Origin of the sequence: Termitidicoccus mucosus, assembly GCF_038725785.1 — a bacterium.
Classification (GTDB): Bacteria; Verrucomicrobiota; Verrucomicrobiia; order Opitutales; family Opitutaceae; genus Termitidicoccus; species Termitidicoccus mucosus.
The window spans coordinates 1488511-1500693 of the sequence record NZ_CP109796.1 but is presented as its reverse complement, the minus strand read 5'-3'; the positions used below and the strand labels follow the sequence as shown (position 1 = coordinate 1500693).

The 12183-nt window shown below is 64.4% G+C and carries 13 protein-coding genes and 1 tRNA gene; 11 read left to right on the top strand and 3 right to left on the bottom strand.

From position 1 onward, the window contains the following. The first annotated feature begins 107 nt into the window (after positions 1-107). Together OH491_RS04990 and OH491_RS04985 are read left to right on the top strand one after the other, a co-directional pair. Positions 108-875, top strand: a complete 768-nt coding sequence (locus OH491_RS04990; RefSeq protein ID WP_084442050.1) for a 3-keto-disaccharide hydrolase — start codon at positions 108-110, stop codon at positions 873-875. Between the two features lie 59 nt (positions 876-934). Beyond that, complete coding sequence (locus OH491_RS04985) at positions 935-1459, top strand: GNAT family N-acetyltransferase (protein WP_068769059.1); 525 nt, start codon at positions 935-937, stop codon at positions 1457-1459. A 38-nt stretch (positions 1460-1497) separates the two neighbouring features. Here the strand turns inward: OH491_RS04985 and OH491_RS04980 are convergent, their stop codons facing one another. The 3 genes from OH491_RS04980 to OH491_RS04970 form a co-directional block, all read right to left on the bottom strand. Further along, the gene (locus tag OH491_RS04980; protein ID WP_068769060.1) at positions 1498-2601 is read right to left on the bottom strand and encodes a glycosyltransferase; all 1104 of its coding nucleotides are present in this window, start codon (positions 2599-2601) and stop codon (positions 1498-1500) included. After that, a complete protein-coding gene (locus OH491_RS04975; protein ID WP_342750880.1) occupies positions 2598-3425 on the bottom strand; it encodes a glycosyltransferase family 4 protein in 828 nt (275 codons plus the stop codon). The genes OH491_RS04980 and OH491_RS04975 overlap by 4 nt, the downstream gene beginning before the upstream one ends. A gap of 18 nt (positions 3426-3443) precedes the next feature. Further along, positions 3444-3519: transfer RNA gene (locus OH491_RS04970), tRNA-Arg, on the bottom strand. A 181-nt stretch (positions 3520-3700) separates the two neighbouring features. Here OH491_RS04970 and tig point away from each other — a divergent pair. The 9 genes from tig to OH491_RS04925 all read left to right on the top strand — a co-directional run bounded on the left by tig (position 3701) and on the right by OH491_RS04925 (position 12080). Further along, positions 3701-5041, top strand: coding sequence for a trigger factor (gene tig, locus OH491_RS04965; RefSeq protein WP_068769062.1), 1341 nt, complete (start codon positions 3701-3703; stop codon positions 5039-5041). 106 nt (positions 5042-5147) lie between these two features. Next, entirely contained in the window at positions 5148-5768 is a 621-nt protein-coding gene (locus tag OH491_RS04960) for an ATP-dependent Clp protease proteolytic subunit (RefSeq protein WP_068769063.1), read from the top strand. Between the two features lie 126 nt (positions 5769-5894). Then, positions 5895-7256, top strand: coding sequence for an ATP-dependent Clp protease ATP-binding subunit ClpX (gene clpX, locus OH491_RS04955; RefSeq protein WP_068769064.1), 1362 nt, complete (start codon positions 5895-5897; stop codon positions 7254-7256). Between the two features lie 62 nt (positions 7257-7318). Next, positions 7319-7765, top strand: a complete 447-nt coding sequence (locus OH491_RS04950; RefSeq protein ID WP_068769065.1) for a CBS domain-containing protein — start codon at positions 7319-7321, stop codon at positions 7763-7765. Between the two features lie 205 nt (positions 7766-7970). After that, positions 7971-8423 carry a 3-hydroxyacyl-ACP dehydratase FabZ family protein gene (locus OH491_RS04945; protein ID WP_068769066.1) on the top strand — a complete coding sequence of 151 codons (453 nt, stop codon included), beginning with the start codon at positions 7971-7973 and terminating at the stop codon, positions 8421-8423. Positions 8424-8517: 94 nt separating this feature from the next. Next, the gene (locus OH491_RS04940; protein WP_068769067.1) at positions 8518-9342 is read left to right on the top strand and encodes an enoyl-ACP reductase FabI; all 825 of its coding nucleotides are present in this window, start codon (positions 8518-8520) and stop codon (positions 9340-9342) included. 45 nt (positions 9343-9387) lie between these two features. After that, positions 9388-10428: a 3-oxoacyl-ACP synthase III gene (locus tag OH491_RS04935; protein ID WP_068769068.1), complete on the top strand. Its 1041-nt coding sequence runs from the start codon at positions 9388-9390 to the stop codon at positions 10426-10428. A 2-nt stretch (positions 10429-10430) separates the two neighbouring features. Beyond that, entirely contained in the window at positions 10431-11522 is a 1092-nt protein-coding gene (locus tag OH491_RS04930; RefSeq protein WP_334319080.1) for an alpha/beta fold hydrolase, read from the top strand. A gap of 177 nt (positions 11523-11699) precedes the next feature. Next, positions 11700-12080, top strand: a complete 381-nt coding sequence (locus OH491_RS04925) for a VOC family protein (RefSeq protein WP_068769069.1) — start codon at positions 11700-11702, stop codon at positions 12078-12080. The last annotated feature ends 103 nt before the right edge of the window (positions 12081-12183 follow it).

Below are 12183 nucleotides of genomic sequence, written 5' to 3'. Positions count from 1 at the left end.
GGAGACCGGCCGGGCGGGAGGCCGCCGGGCGGTCGAAGGCGTGTCCGCTTCGGATGCGTGTCCTCGAAATGCTTGCCCCGCGGACCAAACCGTAATTTATGTCCGGCATGCCCACCTCAATCCGGTTTGTTCTCGGCGTCCTGATTGGCGGCGTGTGTCTGTCCCTGCCGGCCCAGACACCGCCCGCGCCCTATGTTCCCAAACAAAGCGACCGGCCCGCGCCGGTCGAGGGTGACGAGCCCGGATTCCGGCCCATCTTTGATGGCCGGACGCTCGACGGATGGGAGGGCGATCCGGTTTACTGGCGCGTGGAGGACGGCTGCATCGTCGGAGAAATCACGCCCGCGACCATCGTGAAAAGCAACACGTTCGTCATCTGGCAGGGCGGACGGCCCGCGGATTTTGAATTGAAACTCGAATACCGCATCAGTGAAAAGGGCAACAGCGGCATCAACTACCGCAGCGCCGTCGTCCCCGTTCCCGCGACGCCGGAAAACAAATTCGCGATGCGCGGCTACCAGTGCGACCTCGACGGGCGCAATCGGTATTCGGGAAACAACTACGAGGAGCGGGGGCGCCTCTTCCTCGCCGTGCGCGGGCAGCTTACACGCGTGACCGGAGACCGCCCGCCGGTGCTGGTCGCCAAGACGGGGGAGGAAACGGAACTGGCCGGCGCGGTCGGCCCGGGCTGGAACGAGGTTCACTTGATCATCCGTGGAAACACCCTCGTTCACATGATCAACGGGCGGGTGATGAGCATCACGATGGACGACGATGCGCGCAATCGCACGGAGCGCGGATTGATCGGCATGCAGGTGCACGTCGGGCCGCCGATGAAAGTGGAATTTCGCAACATCCGCCTGAAAACATGGTGATGCGAAATGTTTTGCCGCGCGCCTTCATCGCTCCCTGAACGCCGCGGCGTGAGTCGTCCATGAGTCCGTCCGTCCGCCTGCGCCTTGCCGCCGAGTCCGATCTTCCGGCCATCGTCGGGATATTCAACAGCACCATTCCCGGGCACATGGTCACGGCGCACACGCGCCCGGTCACGGTGGCGGAGCGGCTGCCTTGGTTTCGCGAGCACAATCCGCAGACGCGTCCGCTCTGGGTGGCGGAACAGACAGGGGGCGGGGAAGGGCAGGGGAGCGCGGTTGTGGCGTGGGCGGGGTTGTCGTTGTTTTCCGAGCGGCCGGCCTATTATCCGACGGCGGAGGTGAGCATTTATATTGAGGAAAATCATCGCCGCCGCGGATTGGGCCGCTGGCTGTTGCGCGAGATCATCGCGCGCGCGCCGGCATGCAAGGTGACGACCTTGGTCGGGCTGATATGGGCGCACAACCAGCCCAGCCTCGCGCTGTTCGCATCAGAGGGCTTTGAGCGATGGGGGCATCTGCCGCGCGTGGCCGAGCTTGCGGGCATCGAGCGCGATCTCGTGATTGTGGGACGGCGGGTGGATTGATATGGGGAACCCGGAAAATTTATTCTGAAACCGCGAAATCAGCCGCGCAAAATCGCGCGGACCTGCGCGGCGGTGTCCGCCCACCCCGGGAGTTTGCGGTTTGCCGCCTGCGCGCACAGTTCGGCATGCCAGGCGTCGTCGGTCAGGATGCGGCGAAGCGCCGCCGACCATGCGTCGCGGTCGCCGGGCGCGGCCGCGATGCAGCCTCCTCCCACGGTATGTTCGCGGAGCACGGGCAGGTCGCTGCACACGCAGGGGACGCCGAGCCGGAGCGCTTCCATCGGCGGGAGGCCGCAGCCCTCGGCGATGGTCGGAAAAACGGCGGCGCGCGCGGAGCGAAACAGGCCGAGCAGCCCGGCGTCGTCCGGGGCGCGATGGTATTTGATTCCAGGATACGCCTTTTGCATCGCGAGAAGCTTGCGCTCGATTTCGCCGCCAAAATGCGGATTGACGCGTCCGGCGATGTGCAACTCGAAGGCAAGCCCCGCGTCCCAGAGCCCGGCGCAGACATCGAGCAGGAAGGCTTGGTTTTTGCGCGGTTCCAGAATGCCGACGCAGAGCAGGCGCGCGGGCTCGGTGGCGTCCCCGCCGCCGGGCGGGACGATGGTTTCGCGGGGTTGGGCACCCTGGCGCGTGGCAGGCGGCGGGGACGCCACCGCTCCGGGCAGAAAGTCCGCGCCGAGCGTGATGGTGTGAACCTCGGCGCGGGCGGGGCGGCCCTGCCATTGCCAGAACGCGGTCAATTCGTTGCGGCTCCATTCCGAGACGGCGAGCACGCGGTCGAGGTCAGCGAGCATCGTCATGTAGGCGGGGTGCCGGGCGACACTTTGCGGCCAGGTGATGGCAGGGTGCTTCAACGGGATGGCATCGTGGAAGACGGCCGCCAGCCGGCACGGGCGCGCACTCATGAACCGGGCGAAACCGGGGCGTTCCTCCTCGCAAAAAAGCTCCGCCGTGAGCAGCCAGTCCGAGGCCGCGATCTCCGCCGCCGGGCCGCGCCAGCCGGGCCGGCGCCAGCGCCCGCTCCGCCACACGACCGGCCGCGCCTCCGCGCCGAGTTCGGCGAGCAGCCGGCGGCTCACGCGCATGATGCCGGAATGGTGCGCGGACTTGCCGCTTTTGGTGACGTCGAAAAAAATCATGACCGGGTTTGCGCCTCGAAACAGGCGCTGAGGCGGGCGGCGTTTTTGTGGGCGTCGAAATTTTCCTCCACCCACCGGCGGGCCTCGATGCGAAGCGATTCGGCGAGGTCCGCGTCGGTCGCGAGGCGGCGCAGGGCCGTCACCCATGCGTCGGGGCGGGCGACATCGGCGACGAGCCCCGTCACGCCATGGCGCACGGCCTCGGTCGTCGCGGCGACCGGCGACGAGACAACCATCGCGCCGATGGACATGGCCTCGGGGATGACATTGGGCAGCCCGTCGCGATCGCCGCTGGCGGCGACGATGCCGGTGTGCACCAGCACGTCGGCCCACGCAAGCTGGCCCCATACTTCATCGAGAGCGAGGTGCCCGGCGAGCGAGACTTGTCCGGCGAGGTTGAGCCTGCGGATGGCGCGCCCGAGTTCGTCGCGCAACGGTCCGTCGCCGACGATGCGCGCTTCAAAGTCCACCCCGGCGCGGCGAAAGGAGCGGTAGAACACGCCGGCAAACCCCGCGCCGAGCATGTTTTCCCAGAAATTCAGCCACGAGGGCGCGCCGCGCGTGAGCAGGCCCTTGAGGAGCACGCCGAACACATCCCAGCGCGTGAGCGCGACCCAGGGAATGATCCAGAAGAGTTTTACGAGCAGCCATTTGTTGAAGGCGTGGACCGGCATGCCGCCGAATTTGCCACCACCGCCCCAGAGCGAGTGGATCTCCAGTTGCGCGCCCATGCGTTGCATCGCGATGATTTCGCGTTGCAGGAACGTTTCCGTGGCTTTGGGAAACGTGGTGAACAGGTAGGCGATGTTTTGTCGAGAGGCCAAGACGCGGATGACCATGTTTGGTATCCCCACCCCGACTTGAACGGGGATACGCAGTTTAGGAAACTGCTGCTCTGTCCTGTTGAGCTATGGGGACAAACACAGGGCTGGATTCAACCGGCGAACTTAGTGACTCCAATCCGCGATGGTGACCAGTCGAAAAACAAAAAATCCGATCCCCGGCGCACGCAGAATCCGTCATTGACCCCGCCGCCCGGCGCCACGTAACTTGGCGGGTTTCCGAACACAAACCGCACTCCCGCGCATTTTCCCACAACGTGAACATCGAAATCAAAGACGTCTCCGCCACCCGCAAGCAACTCGTCGTCTCGCTCGACCAGGGCGAGGTCGCCGCCGAGCATAAAGCCGTGCTGGCCGAATACATCAAGCACGCCCGCATCCCCGGGTTCCGCCCCGGCAAGGCTCCCGCCAACCTGGTCACCCGCCAGTTCGGCAAGGGCATCGTGGACGAGTTCAAGCAGCGCGTGACCGGCAAAGCCTACCGCGACGGGCTCAAGGAATCCAAGCTCGACGCCCTCAACGTCACCGCCATCGACGGCAGCGACGCCGTCGCGCAGGATGCCGCCGCCACGTTTACGTTCACCGTGGACATCCGCCCCGCCTTCGATCTTCCCGAATACAGCGGACTCCCGACCGAGATCGCCCCGGTCGAGCCGAACGACGCCGATGTCGAGGCCATGATCGACGGCCTCCGTTCCGAGCGCGCCGAGTTCAAAGTCTCCACCGAGCCCGCCAAAAAAGGCGACTACGTGAAGCTCGCCTACGAAGGCAGCATCGACGGAAAACCCGTCGCCGAGATCGTGCCCGACAAACAAATCTACGGCAAAGTCCCGCAAACCTGGGAGGAGGTCGAGGGCGAGCACGAAGGCGTCATCCCCGGCCTCGGCAAGCACCTCGCCGGCATGAAAGGCGGCGACAAGAAAACCGTCGAGATCAATTTCCCCGCCGCATTCGAGGCCGCGCCCGCCCTCGCCGGCAAGACCGCCGGCTATGCCATCGAGGTGCAGGAAATCCGCACCCGCGAACTGCCCGCGCTTGACGAGGCCTTCTTCAAGTCCCAGCAGGTCGCCAGCCTCGATGAACTCAAGACCAAGGTTCGCGGCGACCTGAAGGCGCGCAAGGAATACGAAAACCGCCAGCGCCAGCGCGGCCAGATCCAGGACGCGCTCAGCGCCCAGGTGGACATCGAGCCCCCGCTCAGCCTCGTGGAGGAGGAAACCCAAAGCGTCCTCCGCAACGTCATCGGCGAAAACATGCGCCGCGGCGTGCCCGAGGAGGAATTCGAGAAGCACAAGAAGGAACTCTACGACAACGCCAAGGTTGCCGCCGAGAAACGGGTGAAGACCCGCCTCATCCTGGCCAAGATCGCCGAGCAGGAGAAGATCGAGGTTTCCGAGGCCGACATCGACGCGTTTATCTACCGCGAGGCCATGATGAGCCGCACCAGCCCGGAAAAACTTGTGAAAGAGCTCACCGGCAATCGCGACCGCCTGCGCGCGGTGCAACAGTCCATCATTTTTGACAAGACCCTTGATTTGCTCGTCTCCAAGGCTACCGTCACCACGGTCGAGCCCAAGGTCGCCGCGTCCGCCGCCTGATTTACTCAGGCAATCCAAAAGCCCGCGCGCGACCGGCAGCCTGCCGATCGCGCGCTTCGTTTTTTTGCTGTTTCAACTTAAACTTAAAACCTAAACCATAACGCACATGAGCTACTACGTTCCTCTCGTCTACGAAAACACCGGCCGCGGCGAGCGCCAGTGGGATATCTACAGCCGTCTCCTGAAGGACCGCATCGTCTTTATCGGCACGCCCATCGACGACGTGGTCGCAAACAACGTCATCGCCCAGCTCCTCTTTCTCCAGATGGAGGACCCGAAGAAGGACATCCACCTCTACATCAATTCGCCCGGCGGCGTCGTCACCGGCGGCATGGCCATCTACGACACCATCAACTTCCTCCAGTGCGACGTCGTCACCTACTGCATCGGCATGGCCGCGAGCATGGCGACGGTCATTCTCGGCGCGGGCACGAAAGGCAAGCGTTTCGCGCTCCCCAACAGCCGCGTGATGATTCACCAGCCCTCCGGCGGCGCGGGCGGCCAGGCGGCCGACATCGCCATCGCGGCAAAGGAAATCCTGCGCTGGCGCAAAGTCCTCAACGAGGTCATCGCCAAGCACACCGGCAAGGACGTTGCGCAGATCGAACGGGATTCCGACCGCGACTACTACATGACCGCGCAGGAGGCGAAGGACTACGGCATCGTCGATCACGTCGTCGAATCCACCCGCCAGGCCCAAAGCATCGCCGCGCCCTCGGCGGTTTGATTTATATCCAGCTTTCTTCTTTCCTCTTTATCTTTCCCTTTATCCTTCATGCGCTGCGGCAGAGGGACGGGGGATGAAAGAGAAAGATAAAGAGGAAAGAAGAAAGAATTAAAAACACAGACCCAAATGGCCAAATCCACCCGCATGACCCTCTGCTCCTTTTGCGGAAAGCCGCAGGCCGAGGTGAAAAAGATGATCGCCGGCCCCGGTGTCTATATCTGCGACTCATGCGTGGGGGTCTGCAAGACCATCATCGACCGCGAGCTGAAGCCGGCGCCCGCCCAGGCCGGCGGCGAGTCGAAGCCGGTCGTCCGCCTCGTCAAGCCCGCCGAGATCAAGAAGGCGCTCGACGATTTTGTCATCGGCCAGGACCACGCGAAGAAGGTGCTCTCCGTCGCCGTTTACAATCATTACAAACGCCTCATGTTTGGCGGCGCGGCCAGTCCCTCCTCCGGTAAGGAAACGGGCAAGGATGCCGTGCCGGCGCCCGCCGCGCTTGCCTCCGAGTTTGACGACGTCGAAATCGAGAAAAGCAACATCCTCCTGCTCGGCCCGACCGGCTCCGGCAAGACCCTGCTCGCCCGCACCCTCGCCCGCGTGCTCGACGTGCCCTTCGCCATTTCCGACGCCACCACGCTCACCGAGGCCGGCTACGTCGGCGAGGACGTGGAAAACGTCGTGCTGCGCCTGCTCCAGGCCGCGAATTACGACGTGCGCAAGACCGAGTGCGGCATCATCTACATCGACGAAATCGACAAGATCGGACGCAAGACGGACAACGTTTCCATCACGCGCGACGTCTCCGGCGAAGGCGTGCAGCAGGCGCTCCTGAAAATCCTCGAAGGCACCACCTGCTCCGTCCCTCCCGCCGGCGGACGCAAGCACCCGAACCAGGAATACGTCCAGATCAACACCGCCAACATCCTCTTCATTTGCGGCGGCGCATTCGTCGGCCTCGACGAAATCATCCGCCGCCGCGCCGGGCACCGCAGTCTCGGTTATTCCGCCATCAGTGCGCAAGCCGGGCACGGCGACCTCACGCCGGAGGAAATGATGCGCTCGCTCGAGCCGGAGGACCTGATCCGCTTCGGAATGATTCCCGAGTTCATCGGGCGCCTCCCGGTCATCTCCGCGCTCAACCAGCTCGGCGAGGCCGACCTCGAAAAAATTCTCCTCCGCACGAAAAACGCGATGGTGAAGCAATACTCGAAGCTCTTTGCGATGGACGGCGTGCGCCTGCGCTTTACGTCCGACGCGATAAAAGCCGTCGCGCGCAAGGCCATCGAGCTGAAGACCGGCGCGCGCGCCCTGCGCTCCATCATGGAGAACCTGATGCTCGAGGTGATGTATGACCTCCCGCAGCGCGACGACATCGCCGAGGTCGTGATCGACGCCGCCGCCGTGAACGGCGAGCGCCGCCCGCAGTTGAAACGGATAAGCTCCAAGGATGAGGCGGGCAAATCCGAGCGCGTGCGCCGCGCGGCCTAAATTTCCGCGCGGTTTGCGTTTTCCGGAATTATGGCGACAGTTTGGGGTAATCCATCCCCGAAATGAGCACCCCGATCTCCATTCTGCTGAACCAGAAGGGTTCAAGGATAATCTCTGTCTTGCCCTCAGCGAGCGTGGCCGACGCCGTGCGGGTGATGATCCAGCATCGCGTCGGTTCCGTGGTCGTGCTGGAGGACGGCCGGATGACCGGCATTTTCACCGAGCGCGACATGCTGAACCGCGTTGCGGTCTCGGGCCGGACCCCGGAGTCAATCCGCGTCGAAGAAGTGATGACACGGCATCCTCTCACCGTGCGGCCGGAGACCGGGGTGGAGCAGGTCATGGCGTTGTTCACCGACCGCCGGTGCCGTCACCTGCCCGTGGTGGACGAAAGCTCCGGCTCGCCGGTGCTGACCGGCATGATTTCGATCGGTGACGTGACACGGTGGCTGCTGGAGTCTTATAGCGCGGAGACGGAGAATCTGCGCCGCTATATCGGCGCGTCGTGATTGATGGCAAAGGGGCGCGGCATTCCTGCGCTGCGCACGCTGCCGTGGGCTCGCACACCATTTCGCGTCCTGCGCTGGCTTCACGTTGAGTCGCACGCGGCCGATCCGAGGGGCGGGGTTTGGGGCTTGCACGGAGCGCGCCGGTGCGGTGTCGTTTTTGTTTCCACGAAGCCGACCAGCCAGCATTTGCCACTCGTTCCGTTCCATGTCCGACAGCGTCACATCCCTCATTCCGCATCGTCCGCCGTTTTTGTTTGTGGACGAGATTCTCGCCGAGACACCCGAATCGCTGACCGCCCGCCGCACCTGGCGCGCCGATGAGGATTTCTACAAGGGCCATTATCCCGGCGCGCCGATCACGCCGGGCGTGCTGTTGTGCGAGGCGGTGTTCCAGACCGGCGCGCTCTACATGGCCCGCCAGGCGCGGGCCGCAGGCGCGAAACCCGGCGAAGGCGTGCCGCTGCTCGCGAAAGTGAGCGACGTGCGTTTTCGCAACCCGGTTTATCCTGGGGACACCGTTCACATCGAAGTCCGCAAAAAGGAATCCCTCGGGGGCTTCACCATGATGGGCGGCGCGATCAAAAAAGCCGACGGCACCCGCGTGCTCACGGTCGATTTCTCCGTCGCCTGGAAACAGCCCGAAGGCGCAAAAAGCTGAAAGCCCGGTTTCTCGCCGCCGCCGTTTTCCACCGCTCACGTTTCCGGCTCCTTTCCATTCCGTAATCCGCAAGCCAAAATCCACATTCCGCAAAATGGATTTTCTCAAACTCACTGGCAAAACCGTCCTCGTCTTCGGTGTGGCCAACCGCAAAAGCGTCGCCTGGCACATTGCCCGCACGCTGGAGGAGGAGGGGGCGCGCGTGCTTTACAGCGTGCGTTCCGAGGCGCGCAGGCAATCCCTCGCCGCGCTCCTCGCCGGCAGGTCCGTTTACGTGTGCGACGTCGAGCAGGAGGGGGCGGTTGACCGCCTCGCCGCCGCCATCGCCGCCGACGGGCACGCCTCACTGCACGGCATCGCGCACTCCATCGCGTTTGCCAACTATGCCGGCGGCTTCCGGCCGTTCCATGAGACGGGCCGCGCCGATTTTCTCCAGGCCACCGCCGTATCCGCCTTCTCGCTTGTCGAAATTGCGCGTGCCTTCAGGCCGCATCTCGCGCCCGCCGCGTCCGTTGTCACCATCGGCATCTCGTCGCTCCTCGTCACGCCCGACAATTACGGCTACATGGGCCCCGTCAAGGCCGCCCTCGAATCCGCCGCGCGCTTCCTCGCAAAATCCTTCGCCGCCGACCCCAAGACCCGCGACGTGCGCTTCAACGTCGTCGGCGCCGGGCCGCTCAAGACCAGCGCGTCCGCCGGCATCCCCGGCTACATCGAGAGCTACCTCTACGCCGAGAAACTCACCTTCCGCAAACGCAACCTCTCCACGCAGGAAGTCGCCGACGCCGCCGTCTGGCTGCTGAGCGAGCGCAGCTCCGGCATGAACGGCGCCACGCTGACCATCGACGCCGGGCTCGGCAGCAACTATTTCGATGAGGAAATCATCAGGCTCGCGATGAGGCCGGAAATAAAAAAGTGACAAGCAACAAGAGGCAAGTAACAGGAAAATGGATACACACGCCGGATGAGATTTGAGCACACCTGCATCGAAACCCTCGCGCTCGCGCTGCCGGGCGAAATCTGGACCTCCGCGGCCATCGAGGAACAACTCCGCCCGCTTTACGAGCGCCTGCGCCTTCCGTTCGGCCGCCTTGAGTTGATGACCGGCATCCGCGAACGCCGCCACTGGCCCGCCGGCACGCGGCCCTCCGACGCCAGCGCCGCCGCCGGCCGCGCCGCGCTCGCGAAATCCGCGCTCTGCGCGGAGCAGATGGAAGTGTTTGTCCACGCCGCGGTCTGCCGCGACATGCTCGAACCCGCCACCGCGTCCTTCGCGCACCGCAAGATCGGCCTGCCCGCCGCCGCGCAAATCTTCGACGTGTCCAACGCCTGCCTCGGCTTCCTCAACAGCATGACGCTGCTCGCCGGCCTCATCGAGTCCGGCCAAGTGCGCGCCGGCATGATCGCCTCCGGGGAAAACGGACGCCCGCTCATCGAGCAAACCCTCGCTCACCTCAACTCCGCGCCGCTCGACCGTAACGGCATCAAACCCTTCTTCGCCAACCTCACCATCGGCTCCGGCGCCGTCGCCGCCATCCTCTGCCACCGCGATCTCCTGCCGACCGGCGCGCGCCCGCACCGGCTCCTCGGCGGCGCCGCCCGTGCCGCCACGCGGCACAGCGAACTCTGCCAAGGCGACACGCACGGCGCCGACGCCCTCGCCATGCAAACCGACTCCGAGCAACTCCTCCACGCCGGTGTCGCGCTGGCCGGGGAGACGTGGGCAGACTTCACCGCCGCCACCGGCTGGGACGCCGCCACGCCCGCGCGTATCGTCACGCACCAGGTCGGCAGCGCGCACCGCCGCGCGCTCTACGGCGCGCTCGGGCTTGATCTCGCGAAGGATTTTTCGACCTTCGAGACCCTCGGCAACACCGGCTCCGTCGCGCTCCCGGCCACGCTCGCCACCGCCGTCGAGGCCGGCGCCATTCGCGACGGCGACCGCGTCGCCCTCCTGGGCATCGGCAGCGGCCTGAACTCGCTCATGCTCGCGCTGGAATGGTGACCATGAACAACGATTTTCCAAACGCGCCGCAACCTCACGGGCAGGCCGCCCGTGCCACGCCCAATCCGGCGCCTGCCGCCGAAGGCACCGCCGGCAACAAGGGAGCGCGGGCTTTCCAGCCCGCGACATTCGCGGACAAGAATGTCCGCGCCCCATTTCCCGTCGCCATGGCTTCAGGCATCAGCCATCAGCTATCAACCTCGCTGCCCGCGTGGCTTCGCGCCCTCTATCCGTTTGAACCGCGCGCGCACACCACGCCGCGCGGCGCGCGCATGAGCTACCTCGACGAAGGACCGCGCGACACCACCGAGGCGGTGCTCATGCTCCACGGCAATCCGACCTGGTCGTTTTTCTATCGCGATCTCATCCGCGACCTGGCTCCCGCGCACCGCTGCATCGCGCCCGATCACATCGGCATGGGGCTTTCCGAGAAGCCGGAAAATTATCCCTACACGCTCGCCACGCGGATCGCCGACATCGAGGCGCTCGTCGACGCGCTCGGCCTCACGCGCATCCACCTTGTCGTGCACGACTGGGGCGGCGCCATCGGCTTCGGGCTGGCCACGCGCCGCCCGGGGCTCGTCGGGCGTATCGCCATCATGAATACGGCCGCGTTTCCCGACACGCACATCCCCGGGCGCATCGCGCTCTGCCGCGGCGGCCGGCTGGGGAAATTCATCGTGCGCGGGCTCAACGGCTTCGCCGGTCCCGCCACCTGGATGGCAATGCACCGCCGCAGGCTCACCCGCGATGAAAAGCGGGGCTACCTCTACCCGTATCGGAGCTGGGCGAACCGCGTGGCCGTGCACCAGTTCGTGCGCGATATTCCGCTGGAGATCGATCATCCGAGCCGTCCCGTGCTGGAGGACATCGAGGAAAAGCTTCCGCTGCTCGCCGGCCCGGAACACCCGAAGCTGCTCATCTGGGGCAAGCGCGATTTCTGTTTCAACAAACACTTTCTCAAGCGCTGGCGCAAAATCTATCCCGACGCCCTGATCGTGCGTTTCAAGGACGCGGGCCATTACCTCCTCGACGATGGCGGCGAGGAGGTCCGCGTGCGCATCGCCACCTTCCTGAAGACACCGCAGGCGTGACGCGGGACGGCTTCATCTTTCTTCTTTCCTCTTTATCTTTCTCTTTCTCCCGCTCGTTCCTGACGAAAGAGAAAGATAAAGAGGAAAGAAGAAAGATGAAGGAAATGGGATGGAATCATTTTTTGGGGCCGTTGCCTTGACCCCGGAAGCTATTCCGCATGGCATCCATTTTCCCTCATGAAATTCGAACACTTCGCCATCAACCTCACCGATGTCCGGACCGCCGCGAAATGGTATGTCGATCATCTCGGTCTTGCGGTCGTCCGAAGCTCGGACAAAGGCTCCTTTGCCCACTTTCTGGCCGATTCGAGCGGCCGAGTGTTCCTGGAGCTCTACAGCAATCCCGCCGCGCCCGTGCCCGCCTATGCGACGATGGACCCGCTGGTGTTTCACATCGCCTTTGTCTCCACCGACACCGCGGCCGACCGCGTGCGCCTGGAAAAAGCCGGCGCGACTTTCGTGAGCGCCGACGAGGTGCCCGACGGCACCCGCCTGCTCATGATGCGCGATCCGTGGGGCGTTGCATTGCAATTCTGCAATCGCGCCAAGCCGATGTGACGCACCAATCACGAAATAAAGCATTTTTCGTTTATGCTGTCGCATATGGTTTTTGGAGGCCGTCCCTCCACCTTGTTTGCGACCAATTGAACGAAAAATGCTC

Excerpts from the sequence above, each read along its gene's own strand:
- OH491_RS04930 (WP_334319080.1), top strand. The coding sequence starts at position 10,431 with ATGAACAACGATTTTCCAAACGCGCCGCAACCTCACGGGCAGGCCGCC.
- OH491_RS04980 (WP_068769060.1), bottom strand. The coding sequence starts at position 2,601 with ATGATTTTTTTCGACGTCACCAAAAGCGGCAAGTCCGCGCACCATTCC.
- OH491_RS04935 (WP_068769068.1), top strand. The coding sequence starts at position 9,388 with ATGAGATTTGAGCACACCTGCATCGAAACCCTCGCGCTCGCGCTGCCG.
- clpX (WP_068769064.1), top strand. The coding sequence starts at position 5,895 with ATGGCCAAATCCACCCGCATGACCCTCTGCTCCTTTTGCGGAAAGCCG.
- OH491_RS04990 (WP_084442050.1), top strand. The coding sequence starts at position 108 with ATGCCCACCTCAATCCGGTTTGTTCTCGGCGTCCTGATTGGCGGCGTG.
- OH491_RS04925 (WP_068769069.1), top strand. The coding sequence starts at position 11,700 with ATGAAATTCGAACACTTCGCCATCAACCTCACCGATGTCCGGACCGCC.
- OH491_RS04985 (WP_068769059.1), top strand. The coding sequence starts at position 935 with ATGAGTCCGTCCGTCCGCCTGCGCCTTGCCGCCGAGTCCGATCTTCCG.
- OH491_RS04940 (WP_068769067.1), top strand. The coding sequence starts at position 8,518 with ATGGATTTTCTCAAACTCACTGGCAAAACCGTCCTCGTCTTCGGTGTG.
- OH491_RS04945 (WP_068769066.1), top strand. The coding sequence starts at position 7,971 with ATGTCCGACAGCGTCACATCCCTCATTCCGCATCGTCCGCCGTTTTTG.
- OH491_RS04960 (WP_068769063.1), top strand. The coding sequence starts at position 5,148 with ATGAGCTACTACGTTCCTCTCGTCTACGAAAACACCGGCCGCGGCGAG.
- OH491_RS04950 (WP_068769065.1), top strand. The coding sequence starts at position 7,319 with ATGAGCACCCCGATCTCCATTCTGCTGAACCAGAAGGGTTCAAGGATA.